Source organism: Marinobacter sp. 1-4A (assembly GCF_016597725.1).
Classification (GTDB): Bacteria; Pseudomonadota; Gammaproteobacteria; order Pseudomonadales; family Oleiphilaceae; genus Marinobacter.
The window spans coordinates 54,773-77,094 of record NZ_VCGY01000005.1 but is presented as its reverse complement, the minus strand read 5'-3'; the positions used below and the strand labels follow the sequence as shown (position 1 = coordinate 77,094).

The following is a 22,322-nucleotide window of genomic DNA, read 5'->3' as shown; positions in this document are numbered from 1 at the left end:
TGCTCATCGCCCAGACAATCCCTATGGGGCTTTTTGACTATTTGTACGCTTCTTTTTATAGCTGGCTGTTCAGAGCCTGTTGAGGCTCCAGTAGCGACGCCAGTTTCGGTATCAGTGGTAGTGCTTGAAAGCACTGAGGTGCGCCCTTCGCGGGATTTTGTTGCGAGAACCGCTGCTTCGGCCAAAGCCGATCTCACCCCGCGCATTGAAGCTGAAATCACGGAAATTTTGTTCCGTGAAGGCTCACGGGTGAACCAAGGAGAAACCCTAGTTCGCTTGGAAGCTACTCGCGCCAACGCGGATATCCAACAGACCAGAGCCGAGTTAGCGGCAGCCAAGGCAGAAGTTGATTCCGCCCGCAGAAACCTGAAACGTGGTGAGGATGTTGCTGGGAAAGGTTATTTGTCGGATGCCGACCTAGATAAGTTGAAGGATCGTTTCAGCGCGGCCCAAAGCCGTTTGGAAACCGCAGAAGCTGCGGTTCAAAAAGCCGGACTCAACCTGGAATACACAGAAATCAAAGCGCCGTTCGATGGCTGGATTGGTCGATTAAATTACGATGTTGGAGCAGTTGTGAGCCCAGCAAGTGGACCGATTGCCGAGGTGCTGGTAACGGACCCGATCTACGTTGAGTTCCAGCTTGATGAATCCGACTATGTGGCATTCCGCCGCGCAGGTACTGCCGCAGGCGAGGATATCGCCAACTCGCTTTCACTGCGTCTGACGCTGCCCGATGGTGGCTTTTACAATCAAGACGGTAAAGTGAGCTTTGCAGACGTGCAAACCAATGCCAGTACCGGCACCGTGGATATGCGGGCGGAGTTTCCTAATCCGGATGCAGTTCTGCTTCCCGGGCTATACGTTACGCTCCGAATTGAAGGCCGTGCCGGAGAGGCTCAGGTGCTTGTTCCGCAAGTGGCCATTCAGGAAACCATTGAAGGCAAGTTTGTTTTGGTTGTAAACGATGAGCAGATGGTTTCTCAGCGGTTTATTCAAACCGGGCCGCGTTTGGGTGCCATGCTGGCAACAGAGAGTGGCCTTGAAGCCGGTGAGCGAGTGATTGTTGAGGGCTTACAGAAAGTTCGAACGGGCGTAACCGTCAATCCGGTTGTGAAGCAGATAAACCCTGAAACTGGTGTGCTTACGGATAGCGCAAAGCCGAAGAAAGAAGGTGAGGCTGAGCAATGATCAGCCGCACGTTTATTCATCGGCCCAAGTTTGCCTTTGTTATTTCCATCCTTATCTCCCTCGCCGGTCTGTTGGCGTTGCAGGTGCTCCCGGTGAATATGTACCCGGATATGGCGCCGCCGAAAATCCGTGTGGCTGCGGTGCTCCCCGGGGGTAGTGCGCAAATTGTTGAGGAAGCCGTTATTCGCCCGATAGAGCAGCAGCTCAACGGCGTTGAAGACATGATTTATATTGAATCAACGGCTTCGGACGACGGCACAGCAATGATCACGCTGACCTTTGAGAGCGGCACCGATACCGACATTGCACAGGTAAACGTGCAGAACCGGGTGGCTCTAGCAGAGCCCTTCCTGCCTCAGGAAGTCCGGCGACAAGGGGTTACGGTCAGCAAGCAAACCGGCAACATGCTGATGGGTATTAACCTTGTTTCGGATCGACCGGCTCTGGATGCGGTGTTTTTGAGTAACTATGCCTCAAGCAATTTGGTTGAGGCTTTGGGCCGGGTTCCGGGTGTAGCATCTGCAGAAGTAATGGGCGCGAAAGACTACAGCATGCGCATCTGGCTTGACCCACGTCGTATGCAGTCGTTGGGGGTTACCGTTGCGGAAATTGTTGCCGCCATTCAGGAGCAGAATCAGATTGTGGCCGCAGGCAAACTGGGCCAAGAGCCGGTTCCCGAAGGTCAGCAATTTGTTTACAGCATTCAGAGCAAGGAACGCCTTACAGACCCCGACGAATTTGCCCAGACCATTATTCGCGCAAAAGAGGGTGGTGGGTTTTTACGCCTTAACGACGTGGCGCGTATTGAGCTGGGATCGCGGTCTTACACCTCCACCGCCAAGCTGAATAATCAGGATACGGCGTTTGTGGTGATCTACCAGTTGCCAGATGCCAATGCACTGGAGGTCGCAGGCAGAGTAAAAGAAACCGTTGATGAGTTCGCCAAGAGTTTTCCCGACGGCGTTTCACACAGCGTGCTGTTCGATTCAACTGAGTTTATCAGTCGATCCATCAAAGAGGTGGCCATCACTCTGTTGCAGGCGGTTGCGTTGGTTATTCTGGTGGTGTTCCTGTTTTTGCAGAGCTTTCGCGCGACTCTGGTTCCCGCCATCGCGATTCCTGTCTCCCTTATTGGTACCTTCGCGATTATGGCGGTGATGGGGTATTCCATAAACATCATCACGCTGTTCGGGCTGGTGCTGGCGATTGGTATTGTGGTGGACGATGCCATTGTGGTGGTGGAGAACGTTGAACGTATCCTTGAAGAGGAAAAGCTGCCGATCAAGGAAGCGGTGGAAAAGGCCATGAGCCAGGTCACCGGGCCTATTGTTGCCACCACTTTGGTGTTGCTGGCGGTATTCGTGCCTGTGGCTTTCATGCCGGGTATAACGGGTAAGCTTTATCAGCAGTTCTCCGTCACTATCTCTGTGGCGGTCATTATTTCATCCATCAATGCGCTTACATTGAGCCCTGCGTTGTGTGCGACTTTGCTGGGCCACGGCGGCAAAGCCACTATTGGCTGGATGCAGCCGGTCGAGCGGTTCATTTCTTTCAGCACAAATGGATACTCGGGGCTAGTGTCGAGGCTTCTGCGTAAGGGTGTTCTGGTGGGTATCGCACTTCTTGCCATACTGAGTGTCAGTGCCGGGCTTTTCAAATCTGTGCCTCTGGCGTTTGTGCCACCGGAAGATCAGGGCTTTCTGTTTGTGGATGTGCAGCTTCCAGTTGCAGCATCCCAGCAGCGCACAGATGTGGTACTCGAGAAGATCACCGACGTGGTGCTGGAGGACCCGGCGGTTACAGACTTTATTACGGTTTCCGGGTTTTCACTGATGAGTGGTGCTGGCTCTAACAATGGGCTTGGCCTCGTAGTGCTCAAGGACTGGTCTGAGCGGGAACAGCCAGAGCTTGGTTTAGGCGCAACGATACCGCGCATGTACGGTCGTCTTGCGGCCATACCAGAAGCTCAGGTGATGGTATTCAATGCTCCGCCCATTCCCGGGATTGGTGTTGCTGCCGGTTTTGATTACCGCTTGCAGGACAATTTAGGGCGTGACGTTTCGGAACTTACTCAGGTAATGAACGGACTGATATTCGAGGCAAACCAACGTGAGGAACTCTCACGGGTTTACAGTACCTATCGGGCCAACATTCCCCAGTATCTTCTGGAGGTGGACCGTAATAAGGCGAAAGCTTTGGGCATTCAGCTGTCGGATATTTTTTCCACTCTGCAAGCTCAACTTGGATCATTGTATGTGAATGACTTCACCCGCTTCGGTAAAAACTACCGGGTGCAACTGCAGGCGGAAGGGGAATTCCGGCAGGGGCCGGAGGATTTGTCCTATTACTCTGTTCGCAACCGAGACGGTGATATGGTGCCGCTCTCGACTTTGGCCACGCTGAAACCGGTGTTGGGGCCTTCTAGCATTGCCCACTTCAATCTGAAGCGGTCGGTGACCATTTCCGGCGAGGCAGCACCGGGTTTTGCCAGTGGTGATGCCATCAAAGCCATGGAAGAGCTTTCGCAAAAGCTGCCGCAGGGATACGAATTCAGCTGGTCCGGGCAGAGTTTGCAGGAGATACAGGCTGGCAACCTGGCCATTGTGATCTTCATGCTGGCGATTGTGTTTGTGTATCTGTTTCTGGTGGCACAGTACGAGAGCTGGGCGCTGCCCATCGCGGTTATTGGTGCCGTACCCATTGCCATATTTGGTGCACTGACGGGCCTGTGGCTAACCGGTCTTGCCAACAACATATACGCTCAGGTGGGATTGGTTCTACTGATCGGGCTGTCCACCAAAACCGCTATTCTGATTGTTGAGTTTGCCATGCAACTGCGCAAATCCGGTATGAGCGCTGAAGAAGCGGCGAACAAAGCCGCTGTGTTGCGGTTCAGGGCGGTGCTGATGACCGCCCTGTCGTTTGTGCTGGGTGTTCTTCCACTGGTGTTTGCGACCGGTGCCGGTGCTGGCAGCCGCGTCAGCCTGGGTATTACCGTGCTGAGCGGCATGGTTGCAGCAACCGTATTGGGAACGCTTCTGGTGCCCATCTTCTACAAATGGGTTCAGACGGTTCGGGATCGCAAGGAGGCTTGATTTTCCCGATCAGGAAAGGCGCCCGCTGCGGCGCCTTTTTTCGTTTCTGCGCATCACATACCAAGCGATAAACGCCACTAGCGATACCGTGAGAATAATCAGCGTGGCCAGCGCGTTGATCTTTGGTGATATACCCATGCGTACCGACGAGAACACCACCATGGGCAAGGTGGTGGAACCGGGGCCAGATACGAAGCTGGCAATCACCAGATCGTCCAGCGACAGGGTGAACGCCAGCAACCAGCCGGATACCAGAGCAGGCGCAATTACCGGCAGGGTGACCACAAAGAAGGTCTTCAAGGGTGTGCAGCCCAGATCCATGGCGGCTTCCTCAATGGAATGATCCACTTCTTGTAGCCGCGCACTCACCACCACCGCCACATAGGCGCTGCAAAACGTGGTGTGCGCAATCCAGATGGTCACCATTCCACGATCGGCCGGCCAACCGGTCAGCTCTGCCAGTTGAACAAACAGCAGTAACAGAGACAAACCGGTGATGACTTCCGGCATAACCAGAGGGGCGGTAATCATGCCAGACAGCAGTGTTCGGCCCCGCATGCGTTTGAATCGGGTGATCACAAACGCACAGAGGGTGCCCAGGCACATGGCCATACTGGCGGAGTAGAAGGCGATTTTAAGGCTCATCCACACGGCCGACAGTATCTGCTGGTCTTCAAACAGGGCGCTGTACCAGTGGGTGGAAAAACCGGCCCACACGGATACCAGTCGGGATGCGTTGAACGAATACACGATCAGCACAAACATCGGCAGGTACAAAAACAGCAGGCCCAGAATCAGCATGACTTTTGAGAAGCTGATACCGCGAGCATTAACCATTCTTCGACATCTCCCGACTCTGGAAGCGGTGGAACAATATAATCGGCACCAACAGCAGTGCCAGCATGACAATGGCCAGCGCAGAGGCCACAGGCCAGTCGCGATTGTTGAAGAACTCTTCCCACAATACCTTGCCGATCATCAGCGTATCCGGGCCACCCAGCAGTTCAGGAATCACAAACTCACCGACAGCGGGAATGAATACCAACATGCAGCCCGCCAAAATGCCTGCCTTGGATAAAGGCAGGGTAATAGCCCAGAAGGTCGTAATGCTGCGGCAGCCTAGGTCTGACGCTGCTTCCAGCAGGCGCAGGTCCAGCTTCACCAGGTTGGTGAAAATGGGCAGCACCATAAACGGCAGGTAGGCATAGGTAATGCCCAAAATCACCGCAAAGTTGGTGTTCAGCATTTTCAGCGGTTCGTCGATCAGCCCCAGCCAGAGCAGCAGGCTATTCAGCAGTCCCTGATTACCGAGAATGCCCATCCAGGCGTAAACCCGAATCAGGAACGAGGTCCATGACGGCAGCATCACCAGTAACAGCAACACCAATTGCCAGTGCTTGGGCGCGCGGGCCATAGCGTAAGCCATTGGGTAGCCGATCAGCAGGCAGGCGATGGTGGAGATGAGTGCGGTTTTCACCGAGCCCCAATAAGCTGCAACGTACAGGCTGTCGGACAGCAGGAATAAATAGTTTCCGAAATTCACCACCACCGACAGGGTGTTTTCTGCCAGCCGGAATACCGGCTCGTAAGGCGGTATGGCCATCACGGCCGACGTCAGGCTGATTTTCAGGATCAGCGCGAAAGGGAGCAGGAAAAACAGCAACAGCCACGCGAACGGAATGCCAAACAGCACCCGGCGGTGGAACAGCAATGTACGCACCCGCGCCGTCAAGGGCGCGGGAGTCGGGTTCACGTTCATGGCATTAATTCCAAAGCAGGATGGGGCTGGAGGCTTCCCAGGAAACGAACACTGTATCGCCCCAGGTTGGCCGTTCACCGCGGCGTTCCACGTTCGCCATGGTGGCCTGCACACGCTTGCCGCTGGCCAGCTTCACGTAATAGGAGGTGATGTCGCCCAGATACGCGATGTTCTCCACCGTGCCCTTGCTCCAGTTGAACTCACCTTCAGGCTTGTCTGGCGTCAGGTAGATTTTCTCCGGGCGCAGGGCAATCAGCGTGTTGGTATTTTCTGCCGATGTGGTCACGCCGCGGTCAATGTATACCTGTGAATCCAGCAGGCCGCTGGACAGCAGAATGCTGTCGGAGTTGTCTTCCTCGATGCTGGCCTCAAAGATATTCACCGAGCCAATAAACTCCGCCGTCATGCGGCTGTTCGGGCTTTCGTAAATATCGATAGGTGAGCCCACCTGCGCAATCTGTCCAAAGGACATAATGGCAATGCGGCTGGCCATGGTCATGGCTTCTTCCTGATCGTGGGTCACCATCAGGCAAGTGGCGCCCACTTTTTCCAGAATATCCACCAGCTCAAGCTGCATTTCTGTGCGCAGCTTTTTATCCAGCGCACCCATAGGCTCATCCAGAAGCAACAGCTTCGGGCGTTTTGCCAGTGAGCGAGCCAACGCAACCCGCTGCTGTTGGCCACCGGAAAGCTGTTGGGGCCGACGCTTGGCGTAGGGCTCCATTTTTACCAGCTTGAGCATGGCCGCCACGCGGTCGCGAATCTCCTCCTTTGCCAGCTTGTCCTGTTTCAGACCCATGGCGATGTTCTGCTCCACGGTCATGTGCGGGAACAGTGCGTAGGACTGAAACATCATGTTCGTTGGGCGCAGGTAGGGAGGCAGGGCAGTTATGTCCTGACCATCCAGCACAATACGACCGCTATCTGGTGTCTCAAAGCCAGCCAGCATGCGTAGCAGTGTGGATTTACCAGAGCCCGAACCGCCCAGAAGTGCGAATATCTCGCCCTTGTGGATGTCCAGGCTTACGTCGTCCACCGCCAGTGTGCTGTCAAAGCTTTTGGATACGCCACGAATGCTGAGTAACACCTCCGCTTTCGCGGAGGTGTTGATGCCGTTAACCACGCCCCTAGCGCCCGGACTTAACGCTGGTCCAGGTGCGGGTCATCAGGCGCTGTGTGTCCTGAGGCCGACCTTCCATGATGTAGAGCTTTTTCATCACATCATCCGTAGGGTAGATACTGGTGTCATTAAGGATTTCTGCATCCACAAACTCATCGGCTGCCTTGTTCGGGTTGGCGTACCACACATAGTTGGTCACCTCAGCGATGATCTCTGGCTTCATCAAAAAGTTGACCAGCTTGTGGGCATTCTCAACGTTCGGTGCACCAGCCGGGATGGTCATCATATCGAACCACAACACCGCGCCCTCTTTGGGAATGGTGTAGCGGATTTCGTTGCCGTTTTTGGCTTCGTCGGCACGAGCAGCCGCCTGCAGGATGTCGCCGGAATAGCCGGCAGCCACGCACAGGTCGCCATTAGCCAGGTCGCCAATGTAGCGGGATGAGTGGAAGTAGGTGATGTTCGGCCGCACGGCTTTGATCACGTCGCCACCCTTTTTGATGTCCTCGGCCTTGTTGCTGTTCGGATCCAGGCCCGCATAGGCCATAGCAGCCCGCACCATTTCTTCGCCGGAATCCAGCATGGCAATGCCGCAGCCGCCTTTGGCCAGCTTGGCCGTTACTTCAGGATCAAACACCAGCGCCCAGGAATCGGTGGGTGCAGTATCGCCCAGGATTTTCTGGATGCGGCCAGCGTTATAGCCATAGCCGTTGGTTCCCCACAAATAGGGAATCGAGAACTGGCTGCCCGGGTCCACTTTTTCCAGTTGGGTCATCAGATCCGGGTTCAGGTTGACCATGTTCGGCAGTTTGCCGTGATTCAGTGCCACAAAGGCCTTGGCAGAGATCTGCTTGGCAACGTAGTGGTTTGAAGGCACTACCAGGTCGTAGCCGGAACGGCCAGACAAGAGCGCGGCTTCAAGAACCTCGTTACTGTCGTAAACGTCGTAAACGACCTTTATGCCGGTTTCTTTGGTGAACTTCGCCAGGGTGTTCTCGGCGATGTAGTCAGACCAGTTATACACACGCACTTCTTCTGCAGCGATTGCAGAAGAGACACACACAGACAGAGCAACGGAGGCGGCCAGCGCCTGTGGCTTACACAACTTGAACATTGGATAACGTCCCTCACTGAAAAGGGATGGATACAAAGCGTGCAGGACGCACGCGGTGTTGTGCAGGTCTGCTGAGGGAAGGCCGCGGGTGCGACTCCTTTGAGGCTTGTCCTGGAAAACGGCGGTGGGGCTATAGCTTATGGAACCGACCGAATTCGGGCGATATTTAACACGAGAATGCGTGGCGCGCTACAAATATCTTGTTGGAGTGTGCGGGGGTTGTACCTATGAGAGCTTGCCGGCTTCAGCTTTTTCAGTGTATCCATATCCGGCTGGGTGTATTTCACGCCGCGACGGCTCAGGGTGATGGCAAGCTCATAACCTTGCTGGGAAGTATCGGTAATCAACGAGGTTAGCCAAGTATCAGTTATTTTAAATACCTTTTTGTTTTGGGTTCGCCGAAAGAATAGCAGACGACACACGGTTTTGTGCATCGTCTACATCAAGGCAAACACTTTATACGCTGCTGGTACCGGAAACTCTGAAGCCAATTAGCCTACAAACATCTTCTTCGCAAGCGGGATGCCTTTCAAACCGCTCACAGCAACGGTTGTCAGCAGGCCACCGAGCATGGCGCCCACTACTCCGGCAGTCATGATGTCCTGGCCGGTGAGGTACAGGCCGGGTATGCGGGTCTTGGGCTTTAGCCAGTCCTGTTCGAAGCGATCGGGAGTATGGTCGAGGCCATAGATTTCACCTTCACTGTAGCGGCAGAAATAGTCTGTGGACAGGGGCGTGGATAGCTCGTAGTAATCCACTTTGCCTTCCAGATGCGGGAATTTCTCATAGAGCTTCGCAAGCAGGCGCTGGGCGTACTCTTCCTTCTTGGCTTCATAGTCTTCACCGCGCTTGCCCCAAGGCTTGTTCGCCCACTCCTCGTACCACTTGAAGGGGCCGGGTGCCACAATCTCAATGGTGGCGCGGCCAGGGTAGCGCTCCAGAAAGCTGGGGTCTTTCGCCGAGGGGAACGAAATATAGGTTAGCGAAATATCGCTGTTATCCGGATCTTCCTCGAAGTCTTTCACATGTTTTTCGTAGTCTGTGCCGGGGTAAATCCAATAGTTGGTTTTCGGCAGGCCTAAGTTCTCTGCAGTATCTTCCAGGCCGATGTACAGGCAGTTGCTGGCCATGGAACGCTTAACGGTTTTGAGTTTGTCCTGATAGTAGTCCCATTCAGGCGCGTCTTTTGGCAGCAGTTTGTTGAAGGTGTTGAATACGCCTGCGTTGCTGATGACCAGTGGCGAGCGAATCTCTGCACCGTCGGCCATGCGAACGCCCACGGCTTTGCCTTTCTCGATGAGAATCTCGGTCACATCCGCGTAGGTAAAAACTTCACCGCCGCTTTGCTGAACCACAGGGATAATGGTCTTGGCCATTTCAGAGGCGCCACCAATCGGGTAGTAGCCGCCGTGCAGGTAATGGCGGGCGATGAGTGAGTGCACAATGAAGCTGGATTGGGCTGGTGGCAGGCCGTTGTCGCCCCACTGGCCGGTAAGCACGGCAATCAGCTCCTGATTGCTGGTGATGCCTTCAAGCACTTCGCGGGTAGGCTTGTTAAGGAACTCTGGCGCCTTACGTTTCGCAAGCATGCTTAGCGGTCCAAGAGCCAAGCTTGGCAATACCTTGCTCAGAACAACCGCCGGCATGGCCTTGGATACCTGACGTAGATAACCCAGGTAGGTATCGATGGCCTTTTCTTCTTCCGGGAAAGCTTTCACCAACTCGGCACGGAATTCCTCTGGGCCGGCAACCAGGTCCACATACTTTTCGCCGATGTAGATACGGTCGTAGTTGGCGTCCATTGGCGCCCACTTCAACTGACTGTCAGTGATGTGGTCAAACAACCGCTTGCCCAGTGTGTGGTCTGCGCCCATGTCACCAATGTAGTGCACGCCCACATCCCATTCGTAACCGTTACGGTCGTAGCTGTGGGTGAATCCGCCGGCAGTGTAGTGCTGTTCAAGAACGAGCACTTTTTTACCCATCTTGCTCATGCAGGCCGCGGCGGTCAGGCCGCCGATACCGGAGCCAATAATGATGGCATCGTAGGGGCCGTCCAGACGGTTTTCACGATAACGTTTGCCAACGCGGAGGGTGCTGGGTTTTGGGCTGCTCATGGTATTAGTCCTGTTGTGATTGTTGTTGCTCGTTCGACCGGGAACCATCCAGCAGCAAGCTGAGTACGCCTTCGGTCAACATGGGTTCGGCTTTTGCGCCGGGCAAATGGCCGTCGATGGTGAGTTGCGACAGCCCGTGCACCAGAGACCAGGCGGCGGCTGTCATCAGCGAAACCGGTGAGGGCTTGAGGTAGCCCAGATCGCGGGCACGGGCCACGGTGTTTTCCAGAACCTGAAACGCACCTTTGCCTGCTGCATCCAAACGCGGATGTGCGCCCTTGGGTAACACCCGACCTCCGAACATTAAGCGGTATAGGTTGGGTTCTTCCTGAGCAAAGGCTACGTACACCAACCCAATCTCGATCAATGCCGTGCGCGGTACTTCTTGGTTCACCGCTTGCAGGCGATCACGAAGAGATTCAAAGCCTCCGATGGCGAGCTCGGCCAGCAGTGTTTCGCGGTCTGAGAAGTGCCGATACAGTGCCGGAGCGCTGACACCGAGTTGCTTAGCCAGAGCCCGCAAGCTGATGGCGGTATCCCCATGGGTTCTGAGCGTGTCGAGGGCCAACAAGTGAGCTTGAAGCTGTAGATCCCCGTGATGATAGGCCGGTTTTGCCATGGGTAATTTGAACTCGGTGAATGTTATCGGTGGTAACAATGTTAACTGCGATAACATCATGAAATAGAGCCGTAGTCAAACAGATTTTCTAATGCCCAAAAAAAGCCCCGGTGGCCAATTAAGGCAAGCCGGGGCGGAATAAGGTTGTTATAAGGGTTTAAAAAGTTGTATTCAGATACTGATCAGAATGTGTAGTCGAATCCAACCCAAGCCACGCGACCTAATTTGCCTTCAGTGTTGACGGGCTCGCCTTCAAGCGTACTGCCGAAATCTTTCTCGTCAGTTAGATTCTCAAAGCGCACTCTGGCAGAGGCCTTGTCGGTAATCCGTAAACCAGCGCCGATATCTAATCGCTGATAAGCACTTCTTCTGGTGTCTTCGGAACCGTCTGCGTTTTTGCGGTCAAAAGGCGTGCCGTAAATGCCAGCAGCCCAGAGTGATAGCTGGTTGGTTGCTCGCCAATCAATCTGCAAAGTAAGCTGGTCTGAGGCAACATTTACTCCATTTTCACCGTAGAAAATATTTCCGTTAGCGTCTGTGCCGTCGTCCCGTGTCGCATTCAAGCCGAACAAATGGGTGTAGCTGCTCTCAATGAAAATAGTATCCGTAATTGCTGATCGCACCGTTGCTTCAAGGCCAGCCTGTTCAACGTCAACGTTCTGAATTGCGCCATTGTTGCGCCGAGGCACGTTATCTTGAGTGATAGAGTAGAGGCTGACATCGAGTGTTGTTGTGGCCCAAGCCTGATTGATACCCACTTCATAGCTTAAGGATTCAACAATCTCATCCTGCGCACCTGCGGGGTTTAGGGCGTCGGTGCCAAAATTGCCGTATATGCTGTAAAAACGGGAATAACCCGTGGCCACACTTGCCCTCAACCGAGTTGATTCGGTAATTGAGTGAGCTACCCCGGCCTCCCAACTAAACACGCTATCGTTCGCAAGGTTGTCGGGCTGTTCAACTTTGTCCAAAACGATTTCATTGTTGAACCAGGTGTTGCGCAGCCCGACTGTAAAGATAGTGTTTTCGTTTAGCGTTAATGCATTACGCCATTTGAGAGAGTAGTCGTCGAAGGTGTTGTCCCAGCTGTTGTCTCTCAAGTTATTGGTTCTGGCATATTCTGTGCCTAGGCTTCCGCTATAAGTCAGACTTTTTGAGAGATCGTGCTTGAAGAGAGCGTCCGCAAAAACCGTATCAATTACAATTGCGCGATCGCGGTCACGGGCAGGCCAAAGGCTCGAACTGTCTGACCTGAGGTAGCCGATTTTAAGGTTGGTTTGGTCGTTGAGGTTGTGGGAAAGCGTTCCTGCTAGGAACAGGCTCTCTGAAGAGACCTCATTGGGGGCGTTGTTACGAAACATATCCGTTTTGGAGTCGCTATAAATGCCGGTAAACTCCAGTCGCGATTTATCACTTATATTAATGCCTAGCTTTCCCGCTGTGCTTCCGACTCTTTGCTGGTCTAGATTTGATGGTGGGTTTAAGCCATCAAAGTCGCCGTAAAGGTAGCTTCCAGACAGATAAACATCATAGTTTTCTGTGCTGTCTGCGACTTCACCCTGAAGTATAGATTCTCCTGCGTTGCTGAACTCTGACGATATTGCGCCATGATTATCGTAATTTTGCCCAGATTTAAGACGGGTAACGAAAATGCCGCCTTCTGAGTTATCACCATATTCAACAGCTCTTCCGCCTTTTAAAACGTCAATCCGATCAATCGCAATAGTCGGTATACGAAAGTTGGAATATCCACCACCCTCGGCAGCTTGAAATAGAACACTTGGAAGCCCGTCTATGGATGAGCCAGAACGGAAGTTGCCAAACACGCGAATTTGCGTCGGGCCATCGAAGCGGCCATTGCCAGGTGTGTTGATCAGCCCCGGGGTCGTTAGCCTCAGGGAATCGTTGGTATTCATCGGGTTGAGGTTTTGTAGCGCAGCACCACCTGTTGATGAGCTTGAGCGAGCACTATTTTGTGAGCGATTAACATCCTCTTCAAATGTTTGTGTCGAGTGTTCAGGATTATCAGTAACAAGCAGTTCCGGCAAAGAGTAGATTTCGGCGTGACCGCTGCCTGGTAAGGCTATAGCTCCAACAAAGCAATAAACGCTGAAACTTTTCCGGCAGTTGGGCTGGAACGATAGGGTTGTTCTAATCCGTTTTTGCATGCTCGTGTCTCTGTCCTGTGTTTTATTGCTAAATGCAAGAATCGCGAATACTATAGCCCGAAAAACGTTAATGCAACTTGTTATCATGTAGATTTGCATCTATTGGCTGGAGTGATTTTGGGCGCAAGGCAATGGTTTGATGTTCATAGCTTCACCGGCGTGTTTGCCGGTGTGATGTTGTTCGTTATTTGCTGGAGCGGCACCGTAGCGACGTTGTCGTCAGAAATTGATTGGCTCGTGACCCCAGAGTTGCGCGTACAGCCGTTTGAAGGGGATATAAACTGGGATTTCGTCGTCCGTGCGGTACGTCATGAATTTCCAAATGCGCAGATACAGATACTTCGTATGCCCCAGTACCAAAGGTCTGCTATTGAGGTTGCGATAAAGCGCGACGGCGAACCAAGAACTAATGTCTTTGTCGATCCATCAAATAATGAAATTCTGGGTGTCGGCAGCATGGCAACTGTGCAGCGTTTTTTTCGGAGTTTTCATCGAAGACTGTTTTACCCCAATCCGCTGGGAATCGTGTTTGTATCGCTTTTTGCTCTCGGACTCGCGGTGTCTATTGTCTCTGCGTTGAACTTCTACAAGCGGTGGTGGACAAAGCTCTTTCGATTCAAGCCGGGCAAGAAAAAAGCTTGGGCAACTGAGGTGCATAAAACCGGCGGGCTTTGGGCCTTGCTGTTCGGGGTTCTCATCTCGATAACCGGAGTCTGGTATGGGCTTGAGGCTACCGGTCTGCCGCATTTTTTATTTGGCGCCGAGCAAAGTAGCAGCGCTGGAACTGAGGTAGGGCCGGCACCTGCGCTCACGATCAATGAGCTGACGACGATTGCCCAACGTGCGAGGCCTCAGCTACAAATACGACAGATATTTCCGCCCGGTAGCTTCTTCGGTGAGGACCGATTGCGGGTGGCTGGCAGAGGAGATGATTATTTTCTGAGGGATCACGCAAACTCGGTGACCGTTCATGAAAACGGTACTCTAGTCGCGCAACAGCGTGGCGCGGACCTCGACTCATTTCAGTATTGGGTAAACATGGCTGACCCGCTTCACTTTGGAACGTTTGCGGGTCTGGTCTCAAAAGCCTTTTGGTTTGTATTTGGCTTATTGCTTTGCGGGTTGTGCTTGTCTGGTATTTACCTCCATGGCAAACGACTGTCTCGCCAAGGCGGCTTGCAGGGGCGAGCCTACAAGCGTGGAACATGTGGTGCGCTAATTCTGACGCTTATCTTCATGCTTGGATCAGTGTACCCAGGTGTTTCCGAAATGCTTGGCTACCTGGGTACTCATGATCCGCAGCTGGAAGACGTTCCCATGGCCTATGGTGTTATGACGTTTATCATCGGCTGGGTTTTGATAACCACTTTGTTGATCGCTTTATGTTACAAGTGGATTTTACGGCACCAATGGTAAGGTTTCTTATTTCAACCCCATTTCCTCAATAGAAATCTCCCGCATTTTAAACTTCTGGATCTTGCCCGTTACCGTCATGGGGAACTCGCCCACGAATTTGTAATTCCGCGGGATCTTGAAGTGGGCAATCTTGCCTTTGCAGAAAGCCATCAGGCCATCGGCATCCACAGGCTCTGCATCGGGTCGCAGTTTTACCCAAGCTATCAGTTCCTCACCGTATTTGTCATCGGGTATGCCGGTTACTTGCACTTCCTCGATGGAGGGATGCGTGTAGAGGAATTCCTCGACTTCTTTCGGGTAGATGTTTTCGCCACCGCGAATCACCATGTCCTTGATGCGGCCAACGATCTGGATATAGCCTTCTTCGTCCATAGTGGCCAGATCGCCCGTATGCATCCAGCCAGAGGCGTCGATGGCTTCCCGGGTTTTCTCTTCGTTGTTCCAGTACTTCAGCATTACGCTGTAGCCGCGGGTGCACAGCTCGCCAATCTCGCCACGGGGCAATACGTTACCCGTACCTGGGTCAACAATTTTGGTTTCCAGATGCGGTTGGGTGCGGCCCACGGTCGTAACCTGCTTCTCGAAAGGGTCGAGTGAGCTGGTCTGGGTGGACACCGGGCTGGTTTCAGTCATGCCATAGGCGATCTGAACCTCTTTCATGTTCATCTTGCCATTGACCTTCTTCATCACTTCCGCCGGGCAGATGGATCCGGCCATGATGCCGGTGCGCAAGGTTGAAAGATCGTAGGAATCAAACTCGGGCTCTGCCAGTTCTGCTATGAACATGGTAGGTACGCCGTAGAGTGCCGTCGCCTTCTCCTGATGCACCGCCTGCAGTACCGCTTTGGGCTCAAAGCCTTCACCCGGATAGATCATAGTGGAGCCATGGGTTATGCAGCCCAGATTGCCCATCACCATGCCGAAGCAGTGGTACAGAGGCACGGGGATAACCAGTCGGTCCTTCTCGGTTAGAATCTGGCTTTCACCCACAAAGAATCCGTTGTTCAGGATGTTGTGGTGGGTGAGGGTGGCGCCTTTGGGGTTGCCAGTGGTGCCGGATGTGAACTGTATGTTGATGGGGTCGTCGAACTGGAGCTGACTCTGAACCTTATCGACTTCTTCCTGGCTTACGTCGTTTGCAAAGCCGGTAAATTCACTCCAGCTCCACATGCCGGCGTGGTTTTCTGTGTCCAGATTGATTACCGCACGCAGGTCTGAAACCTTCTGGGCATTGAGCTTGCCCGGAGTGCTGGCTTTCAGCTCGGGCGCCAGATCGTACAGTGTTTTACGGTAATCGGAGGCTTTAAAACTGTCTGCGGTTACCAGCACGCTGATGCCCGCCAGATTCAAGGCGTATTCCAGCTCGTGCAGGCCGTAAGCAGGGTTGATGTTGACCAGAATGGCACCCACTTTTGCGGTTGCAAACTGAGTAACGGTCCACTCGTAACGGTTGGGTGCCCAAATGCCCACGCGGTCGCCGCGTTTAACGCCAATGGCGAGAAAGGCCCGGGCTGCTTCGTTTACCTTGGCAAGGAACTCTTTGTAGGTCCAGCGTATGTCTTGATGCAGGCACACAAGGGCTTCGGTGTCAGGGTATTTAGCGGCGGTACGGTCAAGCATTTCGCCAATGGTCATGCCCAGAAGCGGTGTGGTGGAGGTGCCGCTGCTGTAGCTTGGAAGAGTCTGGTTCATGTTTGCCTCCATTTGTTTTTGTGGTCGAGGTCTGGAAGTTATGGCGCCGGTTACCGGCTCTGTTTGTGGTATTCCGGGTTCGGTCGCATGTCACTGGCAATCGCCACGCGATTCGACATATTGTAAAAGCCGATTACGTTGCTAAGGTCCCAGATTCCGCGGTCACTGAAGCCTGCATTCCGCAGTGCTTGTACTTCGTCCTCGGCCACGGTTGCCGGGGAGCGTGTCAGGTGCGATGCGAAATCCAGCATGGCGCGCTGGCGCTTATCGAGTTTCGCCGAACGGTAATTCATCACCAGATGTTCGCCAAGGGCGGGGTCGCCGCTCAAAACTCTTACTGCTGCGCCGTGTGCTACGAGGCAGTAAAAGCATTTGTTTTCGGATGAAACCACGACCGCAACCATTTCCCTTTCGAGTTTGCTCAGCTCGCTTTCACCCATCATCAGTTCGTTATAGAACCGTGTGAAACCGTCTAGCTGGTTCAGGTTTTGGCTGAACGCGGTGAGCACATTGGGAACCATGCCCAGCTTTTCTTGGCAGATTTCAAAATACTTACGGACATCATCAGGTAGATCGTTCATGTCCGGGATTGGGAGGTCTAGAGCGACAACGTCTTTTTTATTGGTCATGTCAGATCCTTACGGTTTTAGAGCCTGGCCCACTTTTGAGCCGTTATGACGGTTGAGCTGGCTGCTGATCCAATCACCGGTAGCCACTAGTTTATTCAAATCTACACCTGTGCCGATACCAAGTCCCTCAAGCATATAGAGCACATCTTCGGTGGCGACGTTGCCCGAGGCGCCCTTGGCATAAGGGCAGCCGCCAAGGCCTGCAACCGAGGCATCGAGAACCGCCACACCTTCTTCAAGCACTGCATAAAGGTTGGCCAATGCCTGTCCGTAGGTGTCGTGGAAGTGTGCAGCCAAGCGTTCAACGGGTACCTGTTTTGCCACTGCTTCCAGCATACGCTTTGCTTTCAGTGGAGTACCTACACCAATGGTATCGCCCAGCGAAATCTCATAGCAGCCCATGTCGGCCAACGCTTTGGCAACGTTTGCCACTTGTTCAGGCGCAATCTCACCTTCATAGGGACAGCCAAGCACGGTCGATACATAGCCTCTTACCGGAATCTTGTGCTTATTGGCGGCTTCCATCACCGGTAGGAAGCGCTCGAGACTTTCCGCGATAGAGCAGTTGATGTTCTTCTGACTAAAGGATTCAGAGGCCGCACCGAATACCGCTACTTCATCCACGCCCACTGCCAGAGCATTCTCGAAGCCTCTGAGGTTGGGGGTCAAAACCGAATAGCGCACACCGGCTTTACGTTTGATACCTGCCATTACGTCAGCGGCATCACCCATTTGTGGCACCCATTTGGGTGACACGAAACTGGCAGACTCAATATGATTGAGACCGCAATCGGCAAGCCGTTCGATCAGTTGGGTTTTGATGCTTGTGGCAATCACCGGCCCCGATTCGTTTTGCAAACCGTCCCGGGGGCTCATTTCAACCAGCCGCACCTGTTTGGGAAAGGCCATCAGCCAGCCTCCTCATCGCTCTGCTCTGCGTTTGCTTCTGCAATCTCTATGGCAATCAGCTCAGCGCCTTCAGAAACCTGCTCACCTTCATTGAAGAAAATCTCGCTAACAACGCCGTCTGTCGGAGCCTTGATAGCGTGCTCCATTTTCATGGCTTCCATGATCACCAGCGTTTGGCCCGCGGTGACCTTGTCACCTACTTTGGCCTGAACCGCCACGATTGCGCCGTTCATAGGGGCGGTCAGTCCGCCTTCGGGTGCCATATCATCGGACACGTAGCTTTCCCGATAGAGGGTGCATTGGAAAGTGTCGCCTTCGTAAAAGAGTACGAGCTGATTGTTGTGCAGGTTGCCGTGGACGCTGATGCGGTGGCCATTGATGACGGCTTGCAGTGAGTCGTCATCAAGCTTGGCGGTGAGGTTATAAACGCTACTATCTACAGATACCTGATAGTGGTCGTCTTTCTCCAGAATTTTCAGCTCATGTAGGTCGTCGCCCACTTGCAGTTGAAGGGGTTGAGCGTATTCCGAGTTTACACGCCAGCTGTTACGGCGACCGAACGGCGACCAGGGGTCAGTGCTCACAGAGTCTGCGGATTTGCGCTCTTCCAACACAAAACCTGCGGCCAGAACCAGTGCTTTATGAGTGTCGAGTTTTGATTTCGGGAAGAGCAATTCCCGGTGGCTGTCGATAAAACCGGTTGTAAGATCTGCTTCCCGGAATGGCTGGGAGTCGGCCAGCGCATGCAGAAACCGAATATTGGTTTTCACCCCAGCAATCCGGTAATGCTCAAGCGCCTGAACCATGCGGTTGATGGCTTGATCTCGGGTTTCGTCCCACACGATTAGTTTGGCAATCATCGGATCGTAGTGGATGCTGATTTCATCGCCTTCGATAACACCGGTGTCTACCCGCACATGGGCGCTTTCGTCGGGCGTGCTCAGGTAGCGCAGGTTGCCGGTGGCCGGGAGGAAATCTTGATCTGGGTCTTCGGCATAAATGCGGGCTTCCAGAGCATGGCCGCGGGTTTTAACCTGAGCCTGTTCCAGTGGCAGGGGCTCACCCCAGGCGACTTTTAGCTGCCATTCCACTAGATCCTGCCCGGTCACCATTTCGGTTACCGGGTGCTCAACTTGCAGACGGGTGTTCATTTCCATAAAGAAGAACGAGCCGTCCACATCGTAAAGAAACTCTACGGTGCCAGCGCCTACATAATCGATGGCTTGAGCCGCTTTAACAGCCGCCTCGCCCATGGCTTTGCGGGTGTCTTCGCTTAGCCCGGGTGCCGGTGCTTCTTCCAGAACTTTTTGGTGGCGGCGCTGAACCGAGCAGTCACGTTCGGCCAGATATACGCCATTGCCGCTTTGGTCGCAGAACACTTGAATTTCAACGTGGCGCGGCTGGGTAAGATAGCGCTCTATGAGCATATCCGGGTTGCCGAAGGCGTTCTTGGCTTCGCGCTTGGCAGCGGCGAGGGCATCATCAAACTCGCCTATGTTCTCAACCACGCGCATGCCTTTACCACCGCCACCGGCAACGGCTTTTAGCAGTAGCGGGAAGCCGCATTTTTCTGCTTCGGCACGTAGGGTTTCCGGGGCTTGGTCGTCGCCGTGATAACCGGGCACCAAAGGTACACCGGCTTTTTCCATAATGGCCTTGGCGGCGGATTTGGAACCCATTGCCGCAATGGCGGAAGAGGGTGGCCCAATAAAGACGATGCCGTTGGCTTCGCAGGCTTCGGCAAACCCGGTGTTTTCCGAGAGGAACCCATAGCCTGGGTGGATAGCCTGGGCGCCACTGCGTTTGGCGATTTCGATGATTTTCTCACCGCGCAGATAGCTTTCCGAGCTGGGAGCCGGGCCGATATGGAAGGCTTCGTCTGCCATGGCGACATGGTGGGCGTTGGCGTCTGCATCGGAATAAACGGCGACACAGCGGATACCCATGCGGTGTGCTGTTTGGATAATCCGGCAGGCGATTTCGCCGCGGTTGGCAATGAGGATTTTGCTGAACATGGTTAGTTGCTCTCCGGAATCCAGTTGGCGCGGCGTTTGTTCAGAAAGGCGCTTAGCCCCTCCTGACCTTCTTTGCCTACGCGGATATCAGCGATGCGATGTGCGGTGTCGTCAATCACGTTGCTATCAATAGGTTTGTGGCTGACGGCAAACACCAAGCTCTTGGCGGCCTTCATGGCTTCGGGGCCATTCTGGGCCAATTGTGTCAGCATTTCGTCACAGCGGGCGTTCATGGCATCAACGTCGTCACAGACAATATGCACAAGGCCGTGTTGCTCGGCGGTCCGGGCGCTAAAGACTTCCGCTGAAATGAAGTAGCGACGGGCCTGACGCTCGCCGATGGCGCGCACCACGTAGGGGCTTATCACAGCCGGGATCAAGCCAAGTTTTACCTCACTCAAACAAAAGCTGGATGTTTCTGTAGCAATAACTATGTCGCAACATGCTGCAAGGCCGACGGCACCGCCGTAGGCAGCCCCCTGAACAAGCCCGATGACGGGTTTGCTGAGGTGGTTCAGGCAGTCCATCAGGCGCGCTAGCTGGCGTGAGTCTTCTAAGTTTTCTTGCTGGCTGTTGTCTGCCATACGGCGCATCCAGCCCAGATCTGCGCCTGCTGAGAAGTGTTTGCCTTCGGAGCGTAGGACCACCACTTTGGTCTCACTATCGGCGTCTACTTCTGTTATCGCACTGATAAGCTGTTGGATAATCAGGTCATCAAAAGCGTTGCGTTTGTCTGGCCGGTTCAGAACGATTTCTGTTACGCCTTGAGCGCGGCGGTTGAGTAGAACGGCGGATTCCTGTTCTGTCATGATCATTCTCCCCGATTACATCCGGAACACGCCGAAGCGTGTGGGCTTCGCCGGCCGGTTAAGGGTGGCAGAGAGACTGAGGGCAACGACTTCCCGGGTTTGTGCTGGGTCGATTACGCCGTCATCCCACAGGCGGGCGCTGGCATAATAGGGGTGGCCTTGCTCTTCATAGGTGTCAGCAATTGGCTTTTTGAACGCGGCCTCTTCTTCGGCGCTCCACTCTTGGCCTTTACGCTCCATGCCATCACGGCGAACCTGGGCCAGTACGCCTGCGGCCTGTTCGCCACCCATTACGGATATGCGGGCATTTGGCCACATCCATAGGAAGTCGGGGCTGTAGGCGCGACCACACATGCCGTAGTTGCCAGCGCCATAGCTGCCGCCGATCAGTACGGTGATTTTTGGTACGTTGGCGCAAGCAACGGCCATGACCATTTTGGCGCCGTGCTTGGCGATGCCTTCGGCTTCGTACTTCTGGCCGACCATAAAGCCGGTGATGTTCTGCAGGAATAGCAGAGGGATATTGCGCTGGCAGCAGAGTTCGATGAAGTGCGCGCCTTTTTGTGCAGACTCGCTGAACAGTATGCCGTTGTTGGCGATGATGCCCACGGGGTAGCCGTGTATGTGGGCAAAGCCGGTGACTAGCGTTTGGCCGTAGTAGCGTTTGAATTCGTCAAACTCGGAGCCGTCTACGGTGCGGGCGATGACATCGCGCACATCGAAAGGTTTACGCAGATCGGTGCCGACGATGCCGTAGATTTCGGCAGGGTCGTATAGGGGCGCTTTGGGTTTGCGGATTTCAACGGGTACCGGCTTTTTGCGGTTGAGGTTGGAAACGCAGCGGCGGGCTATTTCCAGCGCGTGGGCGTCGTTTTCGGCGTAATGGTCTGCAACGCCGGAGATTTTGCAGTGTACGTCGGCGCCGCCGAGGTCTTCTGCGGTAACGACTTCACCGGTGGCGGCTTTTACCAGAGGCGGGCCTGCCAGGAAGATGGTGCCTTGGTTGCGTACGATGATGGATTCGTCGGCCATGGCGGGTACGTAGGCGCCGCCAGCAGTACACAGGCCCATTACGACGGCGATTTGCGGGATATCGTCGGCGGACATGCGGGCTTGGTTGTAGAAGATGCGGCCAAAGTGGTCGCGATCGGGGAATACTTCGTCTTGCCTTGGTAGGTTGGCACCGCCAGAGTCTACTAGGTAGATGCAGGGTAGGCGGTTTTCCAGGGCAATTTCTTGGGCGCGCAGGTGTTTTTTGACGGTAAGCGGGTAGTAGCTGCCGCCTTTAACTGTGGCATCGTTGGCGATGATCATGCATTCGGTGCCGGAGACGCGGCCTACGCCTGCAATAACGCCTGCTGCGGGGACTTCTTCACCGTAGACGTTGTAGGCGGCAAACTGGCCTATTTCAAGAAAGGGGGAGCCGTCGTCTAGTAGGTGGTTGATGCGGTCTCTCGGCAGGAGTTTGCCGCGGGCTATGTGGCGTTCCTGATAGGAGGGGCCGCCACCTTGTTGGATGGTGGCGACTTTTTCCCGCAGGTCTGCGACGGCTTCTGCCATGGCGGTTTGCTTGGCCTGAAACTCTTCAGATCTTGGGTTTATTTTGCTTTGGAGTATTGTCATGGTTTCCTGACCTGGTTGCATCGGGACTGGCGGGGTGTCGTTCCGGGAA

General features: G+C 54.1%; 17 protein-coding genes. 3 read left to right on the top strand and 14 right to left on the bottom strand.

Annotated features, from left to right (window positions below; genetic code table 11):
- Positions 1 to 120 precede the first annotated feature (120 nt).
- Positions 121 to 1,188, top strand: coding sequence for an efflux RND transporter periplasmic adaptor subunit (locus FE845_RS11970; protein ID WP_320159690.1), 1,068 nt, complete (start codon positions 121 to 123; stop codon positions 1,186 to 1,188).
- Entirely contained in the window at positions 1,185 to 4,283 is a 3,099-nt protein-coding gene (locus FE845_RS11965; protein WP_200364895.1) for an efflux RND transporter permease subunit, read from the top strand. Before FE845_RS11970 ends, FE845_RS11965 begins: the two co-directional genes overlap by 4 nt.
- A 9-nt stretch (positions 4,284 to 4,292) precedes the next feature.
- Here FE845_RS11965 and FE845_RS11960 read toward each other — a convergent pair whose 3' ends face one another.
- The 8 genes from FE845_RS11960 to FE845_RS11925 all read right to left on the bottom strand — a co-directional run bounded on the left by FE845_RS11960 (position 4,293) and on the right by FE845_RS11925 (position 13,180).
- Entirely contained in the window at positions 4,293 to 5,120 is an 828-nt protein-coding gene (locus FE845_RS11960; RefSeq protein WP_200364893.1) for an ABC transporter permease subunit, read from the bottom strand.
- Positions 5,113 to 6,042: an ABC transporter permease subunit gene (locus FE845_RS11955; protein ID WP_200201793.1), complete on the bottom strand. Its 930-nt coding sequence runs from the start codon at positions 6,040 to 6,042 to the stop codon at positions 5,113 to 5,115. The genes FE845_RS11960 and FE845_RS11955 overlap by 8 nt, the downstream gene beginning before the upstream one ends.
- Before the next feature lie 4 nt (positions 6,043 to 6,046).
- Positions 6,047 to 7,165: a polyamine ABC transporter ATP-binding protein gene (gene potA / locus FE845_RS11950; RefSeq protein ID WP_200364891.1), complete on the bottom strand. Its 1,119-nt coding sequence runs from the start codon at positions 7,163 to 7,165 to the stop codon at positions 6,047 to 6,049.
- 4 nt (positions 7,166 to 7,169) lie between these two features.
- Positions 7,170 to 8,276, bottom strand: coding sequence for a polyamine ABC transporter substrate-binding protein (locus FE845_RS11945; RefSeq protein WP_200364889.1), 1,107 nt, complete (start codon positions 8,274 to 8,276; stop codon positions 7,170 to 7,172).
- A 137-nt stretch (positions 8,277 to 8,413) separates the two neighbouring features.
- On the bottom strand, positions 8,414 to 8,710 hold the full coding sequence (locus tag FE845_RS18990) for a hexameric tyrosine-coordinated heme protein (protein ID WP_227714304.1): 297 nt from the start codon (positions 8,708 to 8,710) through the stop codon (positions 8,414 to 8,416).
- Between the two features lie 57 nt (positions 8,711 to 8,767).
- Positions 8,768 to 10,393 carry a phytoene desaturase family protein gene (locus FE845_RS11935; protein WP_200364884.1) on the bottom strand — a complete coding sequence of 542 codons (1,626 nt, stop codon included), beginning with the start codon at positions 10,391 to 10,393 and terminating at the stop codon, positions 8,768 to 8,770.
- 4 nt (positions 10,394 to 10,397) lie between these two features.
- On the bottom strand, positions 10,398 to 11,012 hold the full coding sequence (locus FE845_RS11930; protein ID WP_200364882.1) for a TetR/AcrR family transcriptional regulator: 615 nt from the start codon (positions 11,010 to 11,012) through the stop codon (positions 10,398 to 10,400).
- A gap of 182 nt (positions 11,013 to 11,194) precedes the next feature.
- The gene (locus FE845_RS11925; protein WP_200364880.1) at positions 11,195 to 13,180 is read right to left on the bottom strand and encodes a TonB-dependent receptor plug domain-containing protein; all 1,986 of its coding nucleotides are present in this window, start codon (positions 13,178 to 13,180) and stop codon (positions 11,195 to 11,197) included.
- 117 nt (positions 13,181 to 13,297) lie between these two features.
- Between FE845_RS11925 and FE845_RS11920 the strand changes: the two genes are divergently transcribed.
- Complete coding sequence (locus FE845_RS11920; RefSeq protein ID WP_200364878.1) at positions 13,298 to 14,596, top strand: PepSY-associated TM helix domain-containing protein; 1,299 nt, start codon at positions 13,298 to 13,300, stop codon at positions 14,594 to 14,596.
- A 6-nt stretch (positions 14,597 to 14,602) separates the two neighbouring features.
- On the opposite strand, the gene FE845_RS11915 is transcribed toward FE845_RS11920, so the two are convergent.
- The 6 genes from FE845_RS11915 to FE845_RS11890 are packed head-to-tail and all read right to left on the bottom strand — an operon-like array spanning position 14,603 to position 22,273.
- Positions 14,603 to 16,288, bottom strand: a complete 1,686-nt coding sequence (locus tag FE845_RS11915; RefSeq protein WP_200364876.1) for an AMP-binding protein — start codon at positions 16,286 to 16,288, stop codon at positions 14,603 to 14,605.
- 50 nt (positions 16,289 to 16,338) lie between these two features.
- Entirely contained in the window at positions 16,339 to 16,917 is a 579-nt protein-coding gene (locus tag FE845_RS11910) for a peroxidase-related enzyme (protein ID WP_200364874.1), read from the bottom strand.
- 9 nt (positions 16,918 to 16,926) lie between these two features.
- A complete protein-coding gene (locus tag FE845_RS11905) occupies positions 16,927 to 17,826 on the bottom strand; it encodes a hydroxymethylglutaryl-CoA lyase (RefSeq protein WP_200364872.1) in 900 nt (299 codons plus the stop codon).
- Positions 17,826 to 19,841, bottom strand: a complete 2,016-nt coding sequence (locus tag FE845_RS11900) for an acetyl/propionyl/methylcrotonyl-CoA carboxylase subunit alpha (protein WP_200364870.1) — start codon at positions 19,839 to 19,841, stop codon at positions 17,826 to 17,828. Before FE845_RS11900 ends, FE845_RS11905 begins: the two co-directional genes overlap by 1 nt.
- Positions 19,842 to 19,843: 2 nt before the next feature.
- The gene (locus FE845_RS11895; RefSeq protein WP_200364868.1) at positions 19,844 to 20,650 is read right to left on the bottom strand and encodes an enoyl-CoA hydratase-related protein; all 807 of its coding nucleotides are present in this window, start codon (positions 20,648 to 20,650) and stop codon (positions 19,844 to 19,846) included.
- A gap of 15 nt (positions 20,651 to 20,665) precedes the next feature.
- Positions 20,666 to 22,273: a carboxyl transferase domain-containing protein gene (locus FE845_RS11890; protein WP_200364866.1), complete on the bottom strand. Its 1,608-nt coding sequence runs from the start codon at positions 22,271 to 22,273 to the stop codon at positions 20,666 to 20,668.
- Positions 22,274 to 22,322: the final 49 nt, after the last annotated feature.